This is a genomic window from Victivallis sp. (assembly GCF_048170485.1).
Taxonomy (GTDB): domain Bacteria; phylum Verrucomicrobiota; class Lentisphaeria; order Victivallales; family Victivallaceae; genus Victivallis.
On record NZ_DBEXAY010000063.1, the window covers coordinates 1 to 19,956 of the forward strand.

15 protein-coding genes, 1 other RNA gene and 1 riboswitch are annotated in these 19,956 nt (G+C 59.9%); of the genes, 2 read left to right on the plus strand and 14 right to left on the minus strand.

Annotation, left to right across the window (positions count from 1 at the left end; all coding sequences use genetic code 11):
- Positions 1-128 precede the first annotated feature (128 nt).
- Entirely contained in the window at positions 129-1,025 is an 897-nt protein-coding gene (locus tag ACMLHG_RS03310; RefSeq protein ID WP_295811703.1) for an AsmA family protein, read from the minus strand.
- A gap of 1 nt (position 1,026) precedes the next feature.
- Positions 1,027-3,558, minus strand: a complete 2,532-nt coding sequence (gene topA, locus ACMLHG_RS03315; protein ID WP_417169542.1) for a type I DNA topoisomerase — start codon at positions 3,556-3,558, stop codon at positions 1,027-1,029.
- A 199-nt stretch (positions 3,559-3,757) separates the two neighbouring features.
- On the opposite strand from topA, the gene gnd reads away from it, so the two are divergent.
- Positions 3,758-5,203, plus strand: a complete 1,446-nt coding sequence (gene gnd, locus ACMLHG_RS03320; protein WP_295811708.1) for a decarboxylating NADP(+)-dependent phosphogluconate dehydrogenase — start codon at positions 3,758-3,760, stop codon at positions 5,201-5,203.
- Entirely contained in the window at positions 5,200-5,967 is a 768-nt protein-coding gene (locus ACMLHG_RS03325; protein WP_295811710.1) for a LolA family protein, read from the plus strand. Before gnd ends, ACMLHG_RS03325 begins: the two co-directional genes overlap by 4 nt.
- Before the next feature lie 53 nt (positions 5,968-6,020).
- On the opposite strand, the gene dnaX is transcribed toward ACMLHG_RS03325, so the two are convergent.
- The 12 genes from dnaX to ACMLHG_RS03385 all read right to left on the minus strand — a co-directional run bounded on the left by dnaX (position 6,021) and on the right by ACMLHG_RS03385 (position 19,590).
- Positions 6,021-7,922, minus strand: coding sequence for a DNA polymerase III subunit gamma/tau (dnaX, locus tag ACMLHG_RS03330; protein ID WP_417169543.1), 1,902 nt, complete (start codon positions 7,920-7,922; stop codon positions 6,021-6,023).
- Positions 7,919-8,662 carry a ribonuclease PH gene (gene rph, locus ACMLHG_RS03335; RefSeq protein WP_294436024.1) on the minus strand — a complete coding sequence of 248 codons (744 nt, stop codon included), beginning with the start codon at positions 8,660-8,662 and terminating at the stop codon, positions 7,919-7,921. Before rph ends, dnaX begins: the two co-directional genes overlap by 4 nt.
- Before the next feature lie 55 nt (positions 8,663-8,717).
- Positions 8,718-8,816, minus strand: an RNA gene (ffs, locus tag ACMLHG_RS03340) — signal recognition particle sRNA small type.
- 39 nt (positions 8,817-8,855) lie between these two features.
- Positions 8,856-9,710 (minus strand): acetyl-CoA carboxylase, carboxyltransferase subunit beta, encoded by an 855-nt coding sequence (gene accD / locus ACMLHG_RS03345; RefSeq protein ID WP_417169544.1) that lies wholly within the window; start codon positions 9,708-9,710, stop codon positions 8,856-8,858.
- A gap of 175 nt (positions 9,711-9,885) precedes the next feature.
- A complete protein-coding gene (gene feoB, locus ACMLHG_RS03350) occupies positions 9,886-12,021 on the minus strand; it encodes a ferrous iron transport protein B (protein WP_417169545.1) in 2,136 nt (711 codons plus the stop codon).
- Entirely contained in the window at positions 12,018-12,335 is a 318-nt protein-coding gene (locus ACMLHG_RS03355) for a FeoA family protein (protein ID WP_417169546.1), read from the minus strand. The genes feoB and ACMLHG_RS03355 overlap by 4 nt, the downstream gene beginning before the upstream one ends.
- Positions 12,336-12,338: 3 nt before the next feature.
- Positions 12,339-12,821 carry a metal-dependent transcriptional regulator gene (locus tag ACMLHG_RS03360; RefSeq protein WP_417169547.1) on the minus strand — a complete coding sequence of 161 codons (483 nt, stop codon included), beginning with the start codon at positions 12,819-12,821 and terminating at the stop codon, positions 12,339-12,341.
- A 354-nt stretch (positions 12,822-13,175) separates the two neighbouring features.
- Positions 13,176-14,111: a hypothetical protein gene (locus ACMLHG_RS03365; RefSeq protein WP_417169548.1), complete on the minus strand. Its 936-nt coding sequence runs from the start codon at positions 14,109-14,111 to the stop codon at positions 13,176-13,178.
- Positions 14,108-17,227, minus strand: a complete 3,120-nt coding sequence (locus ACMLHG_RS03370) for a LamG-like jellyroll fold domain-containing protein (RefSeq protein ID WP_417169549.1) — start codon at positions 17,225-17,227, stop codon at positions 14,108-14,110. The genes ACMLHG_RS03365 and ACMLHG_RS03370 overlap by 4 nt, the downstream gene beginning before the upstream one ends.
- A complete protein-coding gene (locus ACMLHG_RS03375) occupies positions 17,224-17,742 on the minus strand; it encodes a hypothetical protein (protein WP_295807829.1) in 519 nt (172 codons plus the stop codon). The genes ACMLHG_RS03370 and ACMLHG_RS03375 overlap by 4 nt, the downstream gene beginning before the upstream one ends.
- Positions 17,743-17,756: 14 nt before the next feature.
- The gene (locus ACMLHG_RS03380) at positions 17,757-18,560 is read right to left on the minus strand and encodes a type II secretion system protein (protein WP_417169550.1); all 804 of its coding nucleotides are present in this window, start codon (positions 18,558-18,560) and stop codon (positions 17,757-17,759) included.
- A gap of 1 nt (position 18,561) precedes the next feature.
- On the minus strand, positions 18,562-19,590 hold the full coding sequence (locus ACMLHG_RS03385; protein WP_417169551.1) for a GntR family transcriptional regulator: 1,029 nt from the start codon (positions 19,588-19,590) through the stop codon (positions 18,562-18,564).
- A gap of 251 nt (positions 19,591-19,841) precedes the next feature.
- Positions 19,842-19,932, plus strand: a riboswitch (adenosylcobalamin-variant (AdoCbl-variant) riboswitch).
- Positions 19,933-19,956 lie beyond the last annotated feature (24 nt).

The window sequence follows — 19,956 nt, forward strand, 5'->3', positions numbered from 1 at the left end:
CTTTCCGTGGAGGATAATATATCATGCCCCGGCGGCCATTTCCACTCAGGAATGTCCTCCGCACCGCTCCCGGCAGAAAAAACGGGCGCCCGGCAATCATTCCGGACGCCCGCTTTGCGGAATCCCCATTACTTCTTTCGCGAGAAGATATCCTTGAACTGGTCGATTCCGCTCTTGATCTCCTGAGAAATCCCTTCGCCGCTCTTCTGAAGGGAACTGCCCAGATCCTTCAGATAGTCGGTCGCGGCGACCGCTTTGGAGATGGAGACAATCAGCTGAGCATAGAGCTCCTGAAAGGTCTCTCCCATCGTCTTCCCCTCGCCGACATCGGTCATCTCGATGGGCGGGAGCGGAATATCCGCCGTGGTCTTGAGCACATTCGACGAGAGCGAAACCCGGCTGTCGGAAACCTGGAAGAGACGGATCACCAGCTGTTTTTCGGAAGCGCTCTCCGCCTCCTGCGCCTCGGCCGGCGTCTGCTCTTCCGCCGGCTCCGCATCGCCGGTTCCGGCGAACTGCTCGACGTTCTTCTGAATATCGGTGAGATTGCTGGAACCGTCAAGACGCATCTCGAAATCCACCCGCATGCCGGAGACGCTCACTTCGAAAATCTCGATTTTCGAGGAAAAAATCGAACCGGGATTCAGGCGGACCACCACCTTTTCCACCCGGAACGCTTCCGGATTCTGATACCCTTCCGGATTTCCCACCCGGAAACCGGTAATTTCCGCACTTCCGCCGAAGAGCGAGCTGGAAAACGCGTCCAGTTCCACCTTCGTCCCGGTCACCATCGAGCCGACCCGGGTCACCGCCTGTTTCACGATGACATCCCGGCAGATCAGCGCAACCGCCAGCACCACCACCAGCCCGATCAGAAAGATGCCGAGCCATTTGAGCAGCCGCTTCCGGCGGCGCGGTTTCCGCTCCCCGTTTTCTTCCGCAAGTGTGTTCGATTCCGGTGCGGCAACGGCGCTCTCCTGTTCTTCCGGAACGGCCGCGTTTTCAATTCCCTCATTTTCCTTCATACTACTTCACTCCATATTTTGCCGCCATCTTCGCGAGAGCGGCCTGTTGTTTTTCGCTGAAGCGACGCCCGGCGGCGTACTGCTTGGCCAGTGATTCGTAAAATGCCTTGTCGTCGTAGGTGAATCGGCCCCGTTTCACCGGTTCCGCCCACTGCGTCACCGCCTTCAACCCCTCCAGCAGACGTTCCGTCTCGGGAGAGGCGACGGGAGCGGCGGCCGCCTCTCCGGCAGCAGCGCCCTCCCCCGCGGCCGGAGCCTCAGCCGCCCCGGTTCCGAGAAGCCGGTCGACCAGCGCCGGATCGGTGAGCTCCCCGTGGTACTTCTGCGCCATCTTGCGCAGAGCGCCGAGCTGTTTTTCGGAGAGCGCACGCCCGGAAAGCGCCTGTTTCCGCAGCGAGTCGAAGAATTTCCTGTCATCGTAACTGAACCGGCCCCGTTTGGTCACCGGCTCGAAATTCACCTTGTCGAATGCGGCGAACAGCGCTGGATACTCCGCCGACGCACAAGCCGCCTCGGCACGATCCCGCTTCTCCTCGCGTTCGGCCCGGAGAACCACCGCCGCCTCCTCCGCGCTCCGCAACTTCTCCGGCAATGCGTTCAACCCGGCTTCGAGCTGGCTGGCGTATTTCGCCGCCAGGCTGATCAGCGCCTGGTACTGCCGGGCGGTAATTTTGCCGTCGGCATCGAACTTCTCCCGCAGAGAACGGCAGAACTTGCCATCGTCGTAGGTGCGTTTCCCCACCTTCTGCGCCGCCTCGAACGTGACGTGATCGAAGAGCGACAACAGCGCCTCCGCCTCGTCCGCCGGCGGCAGGTCGCTGTTCTTCGCCGCCTCCAGCCACGGAACGAACTGCGCGTAAAAGTCCGCCATCATGTCGGTCCAGCCGACCTTGCCCTCCTCGACCTCGTCGAGCTGCTGCTCCATCCGGGCGGTGAAGCCGATGTCGAAGAGCGCCGGGAGTTTCTCCACCAGAAAATCACAGACCGAAAATCCCAGTTCCGTCGGAACCAGCTTGCCCTGCTCGCGCGACACATACTTGCGGTCCTGAATCGTGCGCAGAATGGTCGCATAGGTCGAAGGACGGCCGATGCCGTTCTCCTCAAGCTCCTTGATGAGAGCCGCCTCCGAGTAGCGCGGCGGCGGCTCGGTAAACTTCTGCTCCTTCTCCACATCGTGAATCGTCAGCGGCTGAGTCTCCCGCAGTTTTCCCAGCACCTCCGCCTCGCGCGTCTCATCCTTCCGTTTGGAGACCTCCTCGTACACCTTCGAAAACCCCGGGAACACCGGCACCGTCGCCGTCGCCCGGAAGGTGTAGTTCCGCGCATCCGCCCCGGCGATACCGACATCCACCGTCGTCAGGTTCTGAACCGCCGGCGTCATCTGACTGGCGACGAACCGGCGCCAGATCAGCGAATAGAGTTTGAGCTGCATCGGGTCGAGATAGGGGGCCATCGCCTCCGGAGTCCGCCGCACGTCGGTCGGCCGGATCGCCTCGTGCGCCTCCTGCGCGGCCGCCTTGTTCTTGTAATAGTTGAACTTCTGCGGGGCGAAGGCTTCGCCGTAGTTTTCCCGGATGAACGCCGCCGCCGCAATCTGCGCCTCGCGGGCGATGGTCACCGAGTCGGTACGCATATAGGTGATGAGACCGACCGCACCGCCTTCGCCGATGTCCATGCCCTCGTACAGCTGTTGCGCATAGCGCATTGTGTTGGTCGCCGAGTAGTGCAGCGAAACGTTCGCCGCCTGCTGCAGCGTGCTGGTGGTGAACGGCGCCGGCGCAAAGCGGCGGCGTTCGCTCACCGTCACCGAAGAGACCTGCGGCACGTCGCCGTGCAGAACTGCCTCCAGCAGTTTCGCGGCATCCTCTCCGGAGCCGATCCGGAACTCCTTCGCATCGATCTTGAAGAGCCGCGCGGAAAATTTCTCGCCGGATTCCGTCTGGAACACCGCGGAGAAGACCCAGTACTCCTCCGGCGTGAACGCGCCGATCGCCCGTTCCCGCTCGACCACCAGCCGCAACGCGACCGACTGGACCCGTCCGGCACTGCTGCCCTTTTCCACCCGCGACCAGAGCAGCGGACTCACCTGATAGCCGACGATGCGGTCCAGCACCCGGCGGGCCTGCTGGGCATCGACCAGATTGCGGTTGATCTCCCCCTTCTCCTGGAGCGCCCGCTCGATTGCACCGCGGGTGATCTCGTGGAAGCTCACCCGATAGAACGGCGCCTTGGTGCTCTTGTCGAGCACCTCCTCCAGATGCCAGGCGATCGCCTCTCCTTCGCGGTCAGGGTCGGGGGCGAGGTAAATTTCATCGGCCTTCTTCGCCGCGGCGCGCAGGTCGCGAACCACCGCCTTGCTCCGTGCGGTATCGACATACTGCGGCGCAAAGCCGTGTGCGATATCGATGCCGAACTCCCGCTCCGGCAGGTCGCGAATGTGCCCCATCGAGGCCATGATCGCATACTCTTTCCCCAGCATCCGCCCGATGGTGCGGGCCTTGGTCGGGGACTCCACTATCAACAACTTGGACATTCTGTATCACTCCCGGGAACTGACTCCCCTCCTGAAACATTCACAACGCGCTTCTCGCGCGCGTACGCACATACATAGGAATACTCTAGCGCCGAAATGCCTGCCTTGTCAAGTCCCATCCGCTTTTTTTTGCCAATTATCATTCGCACACGGGAAAATCCGTGCTATATTATTCGAGACAGAACAGGAGGAGAACGCAATGAATCCAACCGCAGACATCGGAGTGATCGGGCTGGCCGTCATGGGCGAAAATCTCGCGCTCAACTTTGCGAGCCGCAACTTCACCACCGCCGTATACAACCGTACCACCGCCAGAGTCGACGCCTTCATGGCGGAGCGTGCCGCAGGGAAACCGCTGATCGGCTGCCGTTCGATCGAGGCGTTTGCCGCCGCACTGAAACGCCCCCGCAAAATCCTGCTGATGGTCAAGGCGGGCGAAGCGGTCGACGCCTGCATCTCCTCCCTGCTGCCGGTGCTCGAACCGGGCGACATCGTGATGGATGGCGGCAACAGCTTCTACGCCGACACCGTGCGCCGGGAAAAAGAGCTGGCAAAAGCCGGCATCCGCTATCTCGGCGTCGGCATCTCCGGCGGCGAAGAGGGCGCCCTCCACGGCCCCTCGCTGATGCCCGGCGGCGACGCCTCCGCCTGGCCGGAGGTGGAGCCGATGTTGAAGGCGATCGCCGCGAAAGTGGACGGCAACACCCCCTGCTGCGAATGGATCGGGCCCGGCGGTTCCGGCCACTACGTTAAAATGGTGCACAACGGAATCGAATACGCCGACATGCAGCTCATCGCCGAAACCTACGGGTATCTGCGCGACCGGCTCCATCTGGATGCTGAAAAAATTCAGGCGGTCTTCGAAGCGTGGCGGCGCGGCCCGCTCGCCGGCTACCTCATCGACATCACCGCGGAGATTCTGAAGGTCCGCGACGCCGGAAGCGGCAAACTGCTGCTCGACCTGATCCTGGACGCCCCCGGGCAGAAGGGCACCGGCCGCTGGACCAGCGAGACCGCGCTGGAAACCGGCACGCCGGTGCCGACGCTCACCCAGGCGGTCTACCAGCGGAACCTGGATGCGGCCAAGGAGCTCCGGCAGACCGGCAGCCGCCTCCTCGCCCCCCCGGAAGAGGCGGAACCCTACCCGGAAGAGGAACAGGAAGAGGTCATCGACGCCCTGGAATCGGCCCTGTACTGTTCGAAAATCTGCGCCTACGCGCAGGGATTCGAACTGCTCAAGGCGGCGGAACAGCGGTTCAACTGGCCGCTTCACTACGGCGAAATCGCCCTGCTCTGGCGCGGCGGCTGCATCATTCGCGCCGATTTCCTCGGGGAGATCAAAAAAGCCTACGACCGCAATCCGGAGCTGGAAAATCTGATGTTCGACGACTACTTCCGCACCGAACTCGACAACGGCCAGGAGGGGTGGCGGCTCATCGCCGCCGATGCGCTGCTCTCCGGCGTGGCCATGCCGGCCATGTTTTCGGCGGTCGGGTATTACGACAGCCGCCGACGCGCGGATTCCCCGAGCAACCTCATCCAGGCGCAGCGCGACTTCTTCGGCGCGCACACCTTTGAACGCAAAGACCGCCCGCGGGGCGAATTCTTCCACCACGAATGGAACCAACCGGGAGCTGAATTATGAGATCGATGCTGTTGACCACCCTCGCCTTCTCCGCCGCGCTGGCATTTCTCGCCGGCTGCGCCACTGCGGAGCCGGAGATGGAATCCCCCGCCGACATCACCGTCGCCGAACTGGAGACGAAGATGCGCCATGCGATGGATCCCGACGGCCGCTACGCCAAAGCCAAAACCTTCATCCAGCGTCAGATCGTTCTGACCGAACGGTTTCTCGATGACCCGGAAGAACAGGTTGCCGAAGTGAAATTCGAGCGCCCCGACAACTTCCGCCTCACCACGCTGGAAGACAACGTCCCGGTCACCGGCCTGATCGTCAACGGCAAAAACGGCTGGGTGGTGGATTATTCCGGGAAAAAGATCACCGAACTCACCCCGGAACAGCTCGACCAGCTGAAGGTGCTCTCGGGGACCTCCAATCCGGATAACTCGCTCACCCGCGCTCTCCGCGACATCCGCCTCACCCTCTGCCGTGTCGGGGAGCAGGAGTATTACAAGGTGACCGGTCTGAGCCAAAATGGCGGGAATCCGGTCGAAATCTACATCGACAAAAATGATTTTCTCATCCGCCGGATCAAAGCGGTGTTCCAGATCGGGTCACGGTCACTTCGCTACGATTCAACCATCCAGCGCTATTCCCTCTACGAGGGGGTGATGATTCCGGCGGAGACCACCGTCGTCCAGAATGGCTTGAAACAGACGACCCGGGTGGTTTACTACAAGCTGGATGCAGTGATTCCGGCATCGGATTTCCGCCCGCCGGTACTCTGAGCGGAAATTCCTGCCCGACGCCGTTTCCTCCTGCTGGAGAAACGGCGTTTTTTCTACCGGTGAATGTCGACCACCTTGCCGTCGAAGAGATCGACGATCTCGTGGATGAGCGGATCCTGCAACGCCTCCACCAGCGCCTGCGGCTGATCATTGGCGATGCTGTGACGATGTTTGCGTCCGCCGGGAGCGGTCCGGGATTCCGCGATCTCCGGCGCAGGAGACGGCGACACGAGAGCCGCCGCATCGGAAGGAATCTCCGGATATGAGCTGCCGGCCCCGGCACCATCTGCCGCGGGCTCCGCGGGAATCTCCGGATACGGGTTGGTTTGTTCCGGCTCCCCCTCTTCGGGAATCGGTTCCGGCGCAACCTCCGGCTCCGCGGGGATCTCCGGATACGAGCCGGTTTGTTCCGGCTTCTTCTCGTCGGCAACCGGCGCAGCTTCCGGTTCCGGCGCAACTTCCGGCTCCGCGGGGATCTCCGGATACGAGCCGGTTTGTTCCGGCTTCTTCCCGTCGGGAACTGACGCAGCTTCCGGTTCCGGCGCAACTTCCGGCTCTGCGGGAATCTCCGGATACGGGCCGGATTGTTCCGGCTTCTTCTCATCGGCAACTGGCGCAACATCCGGCTCCGGCGCAACTTCCGGCTGGGGGGCCGGCTTCGCCTTTTCCTCTTCCGCGGGCGCTGTCTGCGGCACCTTCTCTTCGGCAACCCGTTCCGAGACAGACGGCAGCGGCTCAATGGAGGGAGCCGCAACCGGCACTTTTCCCGCCGGGAGCTGATCGAGAAACTTGAGTTCACCGGCAGTGCGAAGCTGATTCAGCCGCGCCAGCAGGTCGTCAATCCGCACCGCGTGCGCCTCGCGCATCGCCTTGAGCAAAATCGTCTCCAGATAGACCTGTTTGTTCAGAGCGTCGTGCAGAATGCGCCCCACCGGAGCAATGGTTTCAAGCAGAATCTGGATGGTATCCGGCTTGACCAGCGCCCCGAGGCGGCGAAACCGTTCGATCATCTCCGGGCTCTCATCGAGCAGTTCGCCCGGGTCGCGCAGAATCGTACAGAGCTGTACCGCGCGCACCGCGCTTAAGAGATCGTCGAACAGCGTCTCCAGATTTTTCCCCTTCTTCGACAACCGGGCGATGATGGAAACCACTTCGCCGGGCTGATTCCGGAGCATCGCCACCAGCAACGCATCCAGATCGGCATGGTCGGTCAGACCGAAGAGCGACAGCACCTGTTCGCCGGTGATGGTCGAGCCATCCCCCTGCGAGAAAAAGGCGATCATCTGGTCAAGCAGTGACTGCGCGTCGCGCATTCCGCCTTCGGCCGCCCGCGCAATCGCGTTGATCGCGCCGTCGTTGATCCCCACTTTTTCGGTCTCGCAGATCAGCTTCAGCCGCTCGGCGATCAACCGGGTCGGAATCGGAAGAAGATCGAAACGCTGACAGCGGGAGATGATCGTCGGCAGCACCTGGTGCACTTCGGTGGTCGCAAAGATGAATTTGACATGCGGCGGCGGTTCTTCCACCGTCTTGAGCAGGACGTTCCACGCCTGCTTCGAAAGCATATGGACTTCGTCGATGATGTAGATCTTGTAGCGGCCGTTGACCGGCTGGGTGAGCACATCCTCGGCGAGTTCGCGCATATCGCCGGTAGTGTTGCGGCTGGCGGCGTCCACCTCCAGCACATCAAGGTTGCGCTCCTCGGCAATCGCCCGGCAGGATTCACACCGGCAGCACGGCTCCCCCTGCTGCGGATCGAGACAGTTCATCGCCTTGGCGAAAATACGCGCGAGTGTGGTCTTGCCGACGCCCCGCGGCCCGACGAAGAGGTAGGCGTGCGCAGTCCGGTCGCTGAGAATTTCATTGCGCAGTGTCCGGACCACATGTTCCTGCCCGACCACGTCGGAGAATCGCTGCGGACGCCATTTGCGGGCGATGACCTGATATTCGCTCATGAACGGGCCCCTTCCCGCGCGGCTTCGACCGCCTGGCGCTGAATTTCAAAAATCTGCCGCAGTCCGTGTTCGGCAAGGTCGAGCAGTTCGTTGAGCTGCGCCCGCGAGAAGGGCTCCCCCTCGGCGGTGCCCTGCACCTCGACCAGCTTCCCGGAAGCGGTCATCACCACATTCATATCCACCTCGGCCCGGGAATCCTCGGCGTAGCAGAGATCGAGCACCGGAACGCCGTCGACGATACCGACGCTGACCGCGGCGACGCTCTCCCGGAACGGATTCTCGGGGAAAACGCTCCCCGCCCCGCGTTTCCCGGCCAGAGCCAGCGCCACCGCCGCCCCGGTGATTCCGGCACAGCGGGTGCCGCCGTCGGCGTCGATCACGTCGCAGTCGAGCGAAACGGTGTTCTCCCCGACCTTCAGGAGGTCGACCGACATGCGAAGCGAGCGGCCGATCAGCCGCTGAATCTCCACCGTGCGACCGCCCTGCTTGCCCGCGCTCGCCTCGCGGCGCATCCGCTCGTGCGTGGAGGCAGGCAGCATTCCATACTCGCAGGTGACCCAGCCGCCGGGAACCTTCTGCGCCTTCATCCACGGCGGAACCTTGGCGTCGACGCTGGCGGCACAGACCACCCGGGTGTTGCCGCAGGAGATCAGCACCGAAGCGAGCGGGTGCGAAAGATAGTCCGGGGTGATGATGATCGGCCGGAGTTCATCCGGCGCACGTCCGTCGATACGGGTCATAAAAAAATCCTCCCTGCCACTGCGGCCCGGCTCTGCCGGGATAAAAAAAGAGTCGCCCGGCCAGATGACCCGTGGCCTGTCAAAAAATCGCGTAGAGCTGCTTGGTTCCCCACCTGACTCGGTTGGCACTTTTGACAACGCACGGGGTCCGGCCCGGCGACAACTGTTGATTCGATTGTCTTCTTACAGTACTCTATTTTTTGAAAAATTCAAGCAGCAAACCGAGTTCTTTGCGCAAATTTTTCCGCTCCACCACGCGGTCGATCAATCCCTTTTCCAGCAGAAACTCCGCCGTCTGAAAACCTTCCGGCAGTTTCGAATTGGTCGTCTCCTGAATCACCCGCGGACCGGCAAAGCCGATCATCGCACCCGGTTCGGCGATGATCACGTCGCCCACCGCCGCAAACGAGGCGGTCACACCGCCGTAGGTCGGGTTGGTCAGAATCGCAAAGTAGGGCAGCCCCGCTTCCGCATGACGCTCGAGAACCGCGCAGGTCTTCGGCATCTGCATCAAGCTGAGGATCCCCTCCTGCATGCGCGCGCCGCCGGACGCGGTCACGATCACCACCGGCAGTTTCTCCGCCGTGGCCCGCTCGACCATCCGGGCGATCTTTTCGCCGACCACCGAGCCCATCGAGGCGCCCATAAAGCGGAAATCCATCACGCCGAGCATATAGGGATGCCCGTCCAGCCGGGCGGAACCGCAGACGATCGCGTCGTTGAGCGAGGTCTTTTTCGTATTCTCCTCCAGCCGGGCGCTGTAGGGCTTCGAATCGGTGAACCCGAGCGAGTCAATCGACTTGAGGCCGCGATCCATCTCAACGAAGCTATCCGGATCGGTGAGCGAAACAATCCGGGCATGCGCGCTCATCGGCAGATGGCAGTTGCAGTACCAGCAGACCAGAAGATTGTCATGAAGCCGGTCGGTATAGAGCGTCTGGCCGCAGTTCTTGCACTTGACCCACGAACCATCCGGGATCACCATTTTGCGCTCACCGCTGGTCGGCATGCGCAACGTCGAATATTTCCCGCTGCTGAACAAAGACATAAAAAACGTAACTCCCGTTAACCGCGATTGAATCCGTCGGCCTTGACTCTCTCCGCCGACACCAGTTCCAGATGCAATATCCAATTGTTTAATATACTCTTTGTCCGGAAAAATTCAATTGCTTTTCTGCAATATTCCTCTGATTTGCTCCGGCGGCAGGGTGCGTTTCCTCTCCTCAACCGATCAGCGACGTGCCGATTCCCAGCAGAGAACCGAGCTGAAAGACGACCAGTGTGACAAGGTAGGCGAGCACAAACAACCCGCCCGCTTCCGCCATCGCCATCTTCCAGGAATTCATCTCGCGCCGGATGATCGCCAGCGTCGCCAGACACGGTACCGACAGGAGGCAGAAGAGCATGATGCAGAACGCCTGCAGTGGCGTGTAGTTCCGAATCAACTGTTCCCGGAGCGGCACCGACTCCTCGTCCGCCTCCCCCTCCGCGTAGAGGATGCCGAGCTGCGAGACGAACACCTCCTTCGCCGCCAGCGCGCCAATGCAGGCGGTGGTCAGCTTCCAGTCGAATCCGATGGGGCGGAAGAACGGTTCCAGCGCATGTCCGACCCGGCCGGAGATGGTGTACTCCATCTGTTCGGCCAGCCGGGCATTCTCCAGTGCGGCGGCCGACTCGGCATCGTGGTTCTTCTGTGCCAGCTCGATTGCGGCGTCGTAGTTCCGGGAGAACTCCCGCTTCTCCGGCCAGGTGTGGCAGAAATAGAGGATGAGGCTGGTCAGAAGAATGATCGAGCCCGCCTTCCGCACATACATCTTCCCGCGATCCCACATGTGCAGAAGCAGACTGCGCAACGTCGGCATCCGGTAGGGAGGCAGTTCCATGAGATAGATCTCCCCCTCCCCCCGGAAGAGCGTCGACTTCATCAACCGCGCCGCAACGAGCGCAATCACCACGCCGATCAGGTAGATCAGCCACATGACGAACGCCTGGTACTTCGCGGCGAAGAAGGCCGGCACGATCAACGCATAGATCGGCAGCCGCGCCCCGCAGCTCATCAGCGGCAGTACCATGATCGTGGTCTTGCGGTCCCGTTCGGACTCGATGCAGCGGGTCGCCATGATCGCCGGAACCGTACAGCCGAAACCGAGCACCAGCGGCACAAAGGAGCGCCCCTGCAGCCCGAACCGGCGCATCACGCCATCCATCACGAACGCCGCCCGCGCCATGTATCCGGAATCCTCCAGAATCGCAATCGCAAAGAAGAGAAAGAGAATGTTCGGCAGAAAGACCAGCACCCCGCCGACGCCGGCAATCACCCCGTCGGTGAGCAGGGAGCGCAGATAGGGGAACGCCGATTCCGGCCAGATGCTTTTCACCGCGTCGGAAAGCATGGCAAATCCATCTTCGATGTATCCCATCAGAGGATCGGCGCAGGTAAAGGTGAACCAGAAGGTGAGGTAGATGATCAGAAAAAAGAGCGGCAGACCGAAATATTTGTTGGTCATCACCACATCGATCCGGTCGGAAATTTCGCGCCGCCGCTCGCTGGTTGCGGAAATCGCCTCACGGCAGGCGCCCGCCAGCATCGCATAACGGCGGTCGGCCAGAAAGGTGTCGGTGTCGATCGCGTGTTTTTGCCGGAGATGACGGATCTGCGTTTCCACTTCGTCGCGGACGGGGGCGAACTCCTCCATCCGTCCGACGCAGGAATCGTGTTCGAGCAGTTTGACCGCGAAGAAGCGGGAGGGAATGTGGCGGTAACGCTCCACGCCGAGCGCGTCGATCCGGGCGGCGACCGCGGCCAGCGCCTGATCGATATCCTGCCCGTAGGAGAGCCGCGGAGAACCGTGCTCATCGAGTTTCGTCAGCGTTTCCGCAAGTTTTTCCAGCAGGAGCGTCACCCCGCCGGAGCGGCTGCCGACCGTCCGGACGATGGGCGAACCGAAACAGGCCTCCAGCTTCGGAATGTCGAACTTCATCCCCTTCTTCTCCGCATCGTCGCTCATGTTGAAGACAAGCAGCATCGGGATGTGCAACTCAGCCAGCTGGGTGGTGAGGTAGAGACTGCGCCGGGGAATCGTGCTGTCGATCACGTTCACAATGAGATCGATTCCCGGCCGGGTCAGTTCCTGAAACACCACCTCCTCTTCGGGCGAACCGGAGGAGAGCGAATAGACACCGGGCAGGTCGATCAGTTTGATTTTCATGCCGTTGAGGACAAAACTACCCGACTTGCTCTCCACCGTCACGCCAGGGTAGTTGCCGACATGCTGGCGCGCGCCGGTGAGCGCGTTGAAGATGCAGGTTTTGCCGCAGTTGGGATTTCCGGCCAGGGCGATGGTGAACTCCTGTTTCATCGTGCGGCGTCCTTTTCTTTCATCATGATGCAGGCGGCGTCATCGCGGTGGAGCGCCATGCTGGTATCCATCACCCGGATGCGGAGCAGACCGCCGAAGGGAGCGTGAGCCTCCATCAGCAGCTCCACGCCGGGAATCAGGCCGACGTCGGCGAACTTTCTTCGCCCGCGCCACTCCGGCAGCACGCGTAGAATGGTGGCGGAGGTTCCGACCGGCAGATCCGCCAGGGTCATCGGCCGCGTACCGGTGCGGTACTCCCGGAGCTTCCCCGGGGCGGAACCGCATCCGCAGGAACACTTCTTCGATTCAGACATGTTTCACACTCCTGTTTCGGAATTGACAATCGTTTTATCCGGAACGGATTGCGTTCCGGAAAGCGTCTCGTGCAGATAATGGCGCAGCGCCGCACAATCCGGCCGGGACTCAATCGCCAGGGTCAGAGTCCGGACGGCCTGAACCGCCCGCTCATCCACTTCATGTTCAATCCGGCAGGCCAGCCGGTTGGCCGCCCCGGGCGGCAGCAGCAGAATGTTCTGAAAAAAATGACGCAGGATCCTGTGTTTTTTCAACACATCCTCCGCCAGGCGCCGTCCCAGCGGCGTCAGCAGTACCGGCATGTTCGGCTCGTAATCCAGACAGCCGCGGGCGGCAAGCTGTTTCAGCGCACTGGTCACCGACGGCATTTTCACATTGAGCCGCCAGGCGACATCCCGCGCATGAGCATGGCCATGCTCCTCGATCAGAAGGGCGATGGTCTCAAGATAATCCTCCATGTGCGAGCTCATCGGTTCGTTCGACATGATTTCTCCTTTAAAAATTAGAATAAGCTAATTTTGTACTCAAAAAAATTTCCTCCATCGCAGATTGATAAAACTAATATAGCCGCAAAATGGAAGTTTTCAATTAGCCAAATCTAATATTGTGGCTTTTTCCTTCTTTCTCTGTCAAACTCCAGTTCTCCGGAATATTCCGGGATGGATGTCAGGGCCGCCCCATTGCCGTCAGAGGTCCCAGTAGGAATTGGGCACTCTTTCTGCGACGGGAAGACTCCGGCAAGCCGTTTCCAACCCGGAGTACCGGTACGAAACGGCCCCTCGGTGTCTCCTTACAGCGTCATCGGCTCCCTTTCCTCCGTCCTTGATGCCGCCCGGCAATCATTTTCCCAGTCCGGCCTGAATATAGCCGAAAATGTTGTGCCCGTCATACAGAAAAGGAACGGGAGTGCTTCTGCAAAACGTTCCGCCAGAGAGATCCGTTCGCACCAGAATGAAATCGAACCGATCTCCAGGCTGCGGCATACGGCGGCACCAGATGCCGTGAAGTTCCCGCAACGGAATTGACAGTTCGATGGAATATCCCCCCGGAACCGGCTGTGCCGCAGTCTCGGAGGCGGTCTCTCGTTCCACATCCAGAATGCAGAAACCGCCCCGCTCACGGCTCCAGTGCTCCAGACTCCACATCTGCCTTGCCGGATTGACAATCCATTCGTAATAGTGGGGACGCCGGCAATCCGGACGCATGAACAACTCCAGAGAATCGGCTTCATGCATTTTTCGCCCAGAATTCCTCGCCGTACCGTTGAAAGAGATGATCTCAGAATCGCAAAAATATCCTGCTGCATAAAATCTGTCGTCATACCAGCCGACGAGCCAGAACGAGCCATTCTCCGCCACCTTTTGCATGGAATCCAACGGATACTCTCCGGAGAAGCGAAAGGCCGCCAAGACTTCATCTGCGGAGAGAACGCCGTCGATGACAGGCGCCTTTTTCAAGCGCGGCACCTCCAGGGTACGGCGAGGTTCCCGCCAGTGAAGGCCGCGTTGAATTCTGGCGTGATATTCGGCCAGAACTTTGATCGCAGCCGCTTCATCCCCGGGAACCTTTCCCCGCAACACCTCCTGTTCACGCCGGCACTGCCAGAGCCAGTTGCCGGCAAATTCGGCCGGAGTTCCCCGGCATCTGCGCCACCAGAACTCCGTATCGAGCATCTGCCGCGCCGCACATTCTTCACGGGAGAGCTCCGCAACGCTCCCGCAGCCTGTCAGCAGGAGCAGGCCGGCAAACAATCCTGGAACAAAACGGCAGTTCATTGTCCCCGTTCTCCGTTGGAAACAACGCGTATCCCGCCCTCTGTCCGATAGGAACAAAACGCCCACGGTCCCAGCTTCAGTTTCAGGGGCTCGCCGGCGGAAGAGAGCTGTCTGCCGGTCGCCGCATCCGCAATTGCTCCACCGTCGGAGACGACAGTCAACGTCTCCGGCGTCTCTGAGGTGTTGACGACGTAAAACCAGGTGCACTGCCTGTCCCGCAAACTGCGGATTTTGACCGTCTCCGAAGCGCCGGGAAGCTCCTGGAAACGCCGGGCCGGAAGCGCCCGAAACGAACGGGCAAACGCTGCCAGTTGCGATTCCATTCCGTAGGTTCCGATCAGGAATCCCCCCCGGGTCACTCCGAGCAGATCATGATAGCGGAAAGGAAGAATGTAGTAGCGCATGGCGTGAATTCCCGCGGGAGAGAGCGCGCTGACCCTCCAGCTGGTTTCCGTCAGCCACGGCGCAGACAATGGATTGGGTTTGTCACTCCAATGGCTTTTGCGGCGGGAGCCGACGGCCGACTCCCAGTACCGGTCATGCATGTGAAGCCACGGGCTGGATGCACCTTCCAGCGACTGGTAACAAGATTGCTGCATCTCAAGCACCCGCAGATGGCGATAGTGATTCGGCCAGCGATGCACCCGCCCTTCTTCCCATCGATAGTCGGCGGGGAAGATCGACTGCTCCAGTATCAGGTTGGGAATGTCGCGAAGCCGCTTCGAATCAATGCCGGCCTCCCGATTCAATGCCGCCGGGAAACCGGGGTCGCAGAAATCCTGCCGGTGCATCACCTTCGACGGAGGAATCATACAGTTGACCACCAGTTTCAAATCAGGCCGCTTTGCCGCAACCGTTTTCGCCAGAGAGCGGTAAAAAGCGGCGATTTCATCACAGCGCCAGTTGATCCAGGCTTCCCGGGCATTGGCGAGCAGCCACTCCGCATACAGTCGGCCTCGCTGCGGATTGTTTCGATCAACCGGGACGCGCACACCGGTCTTCGCCTCGAACGCCTCGATTGCATAATCGTTGTACCCGGCCCCCAGATCCCCGAACGAAAGCAGAGAGTGCCGCGTGACATGCAGAACGATTCCTCGAAAGGAACGATGAGGCGCTCCGGTCTCCAGCATGCGCTCCACATACCCGGAGATCAGCTTCTGCACCTGCGGATGGAGGATGTTGAAGTTGGGCGGCGTATCATGCCAGCCGCCGATGTGCGGCCGGCCGTCACGGAGGATTGTGGCCGCGGAGGAGTGAAGTTCTCCGTTCGCAACCGCTTTCGCCGTCACGCTTTCAAACGGAAAATCCGGCAGAGTGTTCAGGTTGATGGTCCCGAGAAAATCGAGCTCTTCCTGATCAAACCGGGTCAGGAGCATATCAAAAAAACCCGGCACGTGGTTGCGGGGATTGTAGGCGCCTCCCATGTATCCCTGATACCAGACCATGGGATATGCCAGCAGATTCTGACCGCTGTATTTCATGTATGCCGTCAATCGATTCAACATAGCCTCCGCACCGGCAGGCGTTTCGGCCGGAACCCCGAAAAGATAGTTCAGCGCCGGATCTTCGAAATAGAGTCCGACCGTGCGGGTCACTCCCTGCACCGGAGATGCCGGCTCAACGCCGGCATCCGGCAGACCGCCTTTGATCTCATGGATGCGAATCCGGGAAACGGCAGCCGGTTCTCCGGCGCGGGCGGTCATAAAAATCAGAGTGAAGTCCCTGTCATTCGCAAAATAGATCGCCTGCTGTTTCACAAAGGTGCCGGTATTGCGGTAGAGGTCTCCGGCCAGCGCGCCGGTCTGAAGCCGGAAATCCCCGGGGCCGATGCGGGAGGATTGTCCGGTCACATCCATCGTACGTTTCCGGTCATCCGGGAATTCCCACTCCACCAGATAGAGTCCATGCGGATCCGGCAGTTGAAACCGGACGGCAAAGCGGTCACAGCGCCCGGAACCGGCTTCCAGATATTCGGTCGCTCCAAGTTTTTTCTTCCGGCAGACGCCGATTGCGACAAAACGATCCTTTGGCAATCCGGCAGCGGGAGACACCTCATCCACCGGAGAGAGCTGCAAGGGTCCCCGCGGAACGTGCAGAGGATTGTCCGGAGAAAGGGCTCGGATCACAACCTGCGTGCGGTTTCCCCGGGAATCCTCCAGCCGGAGCGTACAATCGCCGCCTTTCGCCAGATTGAACCTCGTCACACACTCCCGACGCTCCCCCGGTGCCAGCTGCAGACTCCCGTTCCGCAGCTGCCGCCCTTCCGGGGATACGAGTTCCCACTGCAGCGTCTCCTGGTTTCGCCCTCGGTTTTCCGTGCGGAAACGCAGATGCTGCGGTTCTGTTCCAGCCATGAAACAGCCGCTCAGCACCGTTGTGTGCAGCGGCCGGAACCTCTGCGCTTCACGCGAAATCCGGTCGGGGGAAAGCGGGGCAGACCAGATCTGCACCTCATCGATCCAGCCATCCGCCTGATCGATGCCGTTGCAGTTCCCGATGAAAAGGTTATGCAGTTCCGGAGATTCCTTTTCCGCCGTCTCCGGAACAATCCGCAACGGGGCGCTGTCGCCGGCCAGCGGCTGCAGCTCTCCATTCACATAGAGTTGGGAGCCGCCGCAGCTCCAGCTGAATGCCAGATGGTGCCATTCGCCGTTGCGCAAAGGAATTCCGGTCCGGAACGAATCGTATTTGTCTCCGCGATCACCGCGAATCACATCTCCCCAGCACCAGACTTGGATCGCACCGGAACCGATCCGGTTTCGCGGGACATCGGTGGAGACCAGCGTCCGCCAATTTGCGCGATTGCGGTTGTCCGCTCCACTGCCGTTCCACTCCGGTTTGTACCAGAGCATGATGGTACCGGAAGCGGGCAGCAGATGTCCGGAGAGGGCATATTTCAACCGGGTGCCCGTCTTCCGGCTTGCCCGAAGCGCCTGCCCCTGCCCTCCGGCTCCCGGCCCGAAAGAGATTCCCCGCTCTTCCAGCGGAATGCTCCCTCCCGCCTGCCCTCCGGCTGCCGTGGAACCATCAAACCCGGCGCGGAACAGCAGAACCGGTTCCGTCGCGGCGGCCATTCCGCAGACGAGGAGAAGCACACTCCCCAGAGAACGTCTCATGGCTGCTCCTCCAGCTTGATGGAAAGCTTCGAAAAAAATGCCCGTCCCGCCGCCTGCTGAAGCCCGAAACGGATGGTGACGTCTGTGGCTTCCTTCGGAATTTTTTCTGCAATGGAGTGATACGTCCAATCGAAAGAACCGCTTTTTATTGCCGGCGAAACCCCTCCCGCAAACTTCGATTTTCCATTCAACTTGTAGTGGATGAGAAAGACGACACCGCCGAATTTTGGATCTTTCGCCTCAATCTTTTCGCCGCGAATCATGCCGGAGAAAACAACCGTCTTCCCTGCCGCTCCGGCCAAAGGGATATCCGGCATCACATTGCCGGCGGCTTCCAGCGCGTACGACTGATTCGGTCCCCCCGTCGGAAGAAATTTCAACCATCGCGCACGCAGCATGGATTTACGCTCTTCCAGTTTCGAGCCGTAATCCTGGTACAGCTCCCCTCCCTCCGCCGCCAGGAGGATGACGGAACTGACGGCACAGGCAAAATAATAGTTCCAGGAAATGTTCATGGTATCGATCCTTTCTACTCCGTGTAGGGCTCATACAATTTGGTCCAGCGGCGTGTTTTCCGCACTTCGACGCTGGCGAGAAGTTCCACGTGACCGTCGTACAGCACGGCGTTCAGGAAATCCAGACGGCCATGTCGATAGCAGCAGTAGTTGCTGTCGCCGCCGTCCTCTCCGTTGCGACGGTAGAAAACAGGATTGCTGAACCCGCTGAACAGCGCCCAGTCCCGCCCGTCCAGAAACGCCAGCCGTTTCGACGGCTGCCTGACCCGGGGAATCTTGTAGGCTTCGATTTTATCTCCGCCACCCCAGGCGGCGAGATCGTCGGCAGGGACACCGTAACTGCGCATGATGGAGGGCATTCCATTGCTGTGCTCCCGGAAGGCGCGCATCGCTTCAGGACAGATCAATCCGGCAGAAATATGTCCGGAGCTCTTGTTCTGGCTGGTGTTGGTGCTGACATTGGCCGGATCGTAGCTGCCCAATATGGAAATGAAGGAGAAGTTCCGATACCACTGCATTCCGCCCACCACCTGCCCGGGCACCATGTAGTCGTCAAAATTGGATGCATACAGCTGCGCTGCGGTTCCATATTGTTTCAGAATTGCCGCACATTTGATCCTTTTCGCCGTCTGTCTTGCCTTGTTGAGAGCCGGAAGCAGCATCGCAGCAAGAATTGCAAGGATTGCAATTACAATAAGAAGTTCAATAAGGGTGAAATTGTTGAACCTCCCGCATTTTCTGGCGGAGAAGGGAATTTTCTTCCCGCCGGCAGCGGTTCGCGAAAACGCAGGATACGGGGAGCTGATTCGTTTTTTCATCCTACCTCCTTTGGTTCATTTCCAATCGTTCCGTTATCTGAAAAGGAAACAGATATTCCGATTCCGTCCTCTGACCGGCGAACATGGCCTCCAAGCAGGCGGCAGCCTGTTCGGCCATTTCCCGGAAGGGATAGGTGCGGATGATTCCGCGATGCGAATTTTCTCTGTCGAGTTCCACCGCTTCCGTCAGCATCAGGCAGCGTGAGCCGTCAAGATTCCGTTCCTGCAGCAGCTTTTGAAAGCAGCATGCCGTCTCCCCATGCGCATATACGGCATCCGGCAGCACTCCGGCAGCCGCACACTGTTCCAGAGCGGTTTCCACCTCCCCCATATTGGCGACTTCGGTCACCTTGAACGAATGGCGGGCGTCGGAGCAGGCAAGGCGCACTCCGGCAAGCTGTTTTCTGCAGACAGCATCGAACGACATCCACAGGACGCTGTGAACGTGCTGCCGGAGCATCATTGCGCCCATCTCCCTCCCCGCCCGGCGATGATCGGCAAGAATGGCCGGTATGCCGTCGACCCGTCCCTCCAGCACCACGACCGGAAAGTTGTTCTGCCGGAGTGAAAACAGAGCCTTCTGCAAATTTTCCGCCGGCGAGATGGCAATCAGTCCGTCGAGATTCAGCGATTGAATCTCCGCAACGACATCTTTGTAATGGCTGGAAATCAACGTGATATTGCGCGGATGCGCAATCCGCGGCAGCAGTGCAAGGCCGCACTGAAAGATAAAAATCCACTCCATCGTACTGTAATAGAGAAAACGCCCATCACCGTAAACGATTCCGACGATTCTCCGTCCGGGAATCAGATCGTTGAATGCCAGCGTCCCGGGCACAGTAAACATGCCGATGCCCTGTTTCCCGACGATCAGCCCCTCCTCCACCAGCTTTTTCAATTCGCGGTTGACCGTACTGGTGGAAACGTTGCACTGTCGCGCCAGCTCCGCCACGGATGGCAGCGGCGTTTCGTGTTGCGGAGCCCGATGCAGCAGATCCACTACACGGTGGCGGACCCGAAGCCCAGCCAACGAACGTTCATCTTTCATATTCCAACCTATATCATAACATATGTCATGATATATTATGGCACAAAAAAAATAAATGTCAACACGCAAACCGGAAAAATCATTGTTTTTATCATTTTTGAAGCGTGCAGCGACAGACGCGGCCTGGCTCTTCCTCCTTGAACAATCAGGAGTTCCTTTTGCCGAAAAACGAAAATTTCCGCTGGTGAGATTGAAAAAAACGACCAGTCAGGCTATATTGAAGGATTGTCGTTGACTGCAGACGTGGTGAATCATGGTGAAATTCCGTGGCTGTCGCGCAACCGTATAGTCGGATCCCACCGCAGTCAGTAAAAAAATGACAAGGGAGTTCCAGCGAAACTCCCGGAT

Bases quoted from the DNA above. Each gene is read 5' to 3' on its own strand.
- ACMLHG_RS03375 (WP_295807829.1), bottom strand. From the start codon at position 17,742: ATGAACATTTCCTGGAACTATTATTTTGCCTGTGCCGTCAGTTCCGTC.
- accD (WP_417169544.1), bottom strand. From the start codon at position 9,710: ATGTCTTTGTTCAGCAGCGGGAAATATTCGACGTTGCGCATGCCGACC.
- dnaX (WP_417169543.1), bottom strand. From the start codon at position 7,922: ATGAGCGAATATCAGGTCATCGCCCGCAAATGGCGTCCGCAGCGATTC.
- ACMLHG_RS03310 (WP_295811703.1), bottom strand. From the start codon at position 1,025: ATGAAGGAAAATGAGGGAATTGAAAACGCGGCCGTTCCGGAAGAACAG.
- gnd (WP_295811708.1), top strand. From the start codon at position 3,758: ATGAATCCAACCGCAGACATCGGAGTGATCGGGCTGGCCGTCATGGGC.
- rph (WP_294436024.1), bottom strand. From the start codon at position 8,662: ATGACCCGTATCGACGGACGTGCGCCGGATGAACTCCGGCCGATCATC.
- ACMLHG_RS03380 (WP_417169550.1), bottom strand. From the start codon at position 18,560: ATGAAAAAACGAATCAGCTCCCCGTATCCTGCGTTTTCGCGAACCGCT.
- ACMLHG_RS03360 (WP_417169547.1), bottom strand. From the start codon at position 12,821: ATGTCGAACGAACCGATGAGCTCGCACATGGAGGATTATCTTGAGACC.
- ACMLHG_RS03325 (WP_295811710.1), top strand. From the start codon at position 5,200: ATGAGATCGATGCTGTTGACCACCCTCGCCTTCTCCGCCGCGCTGGCA.
- feoB (WP_417169545.1), bottom strand. From the start codon at position 12,021: ATGAAACAGGAGTTCACCATCGCCCTGGCCGGAAATCCCAACTGCGGC.
- ACMLHG_RS03365 (WP_417169548.1), bottom strand. From the start codon at position 14,111: ATGAACTGCCGTTTTGTTCCAGGATTGTTTGCCGGCCTGCTCCTGCTG.
- ACMLHG_RS03370 (WP_417169549.1), bottom strand. From the start codon at position 17,227: ATGAGACGTTCTCTGGGGAGTGTGCTTCTCCTCGTCTGCGGAATGGCC.
- ACMLHG_RS03355 (WP_417169546.1), bottom strand. From the start codon at position 12,335: ATGTCTGAATCGAAGAAGTGTTCCTGCGGATGCGGTTCCGCCCCGGGG.
- topA (WP_417169542.1), bottom strand. From the start codon at position 3,558: ATGTCCAAGTTGTTGATAGTGGAGTCCCCGACCAAGGCCCGCACCATC.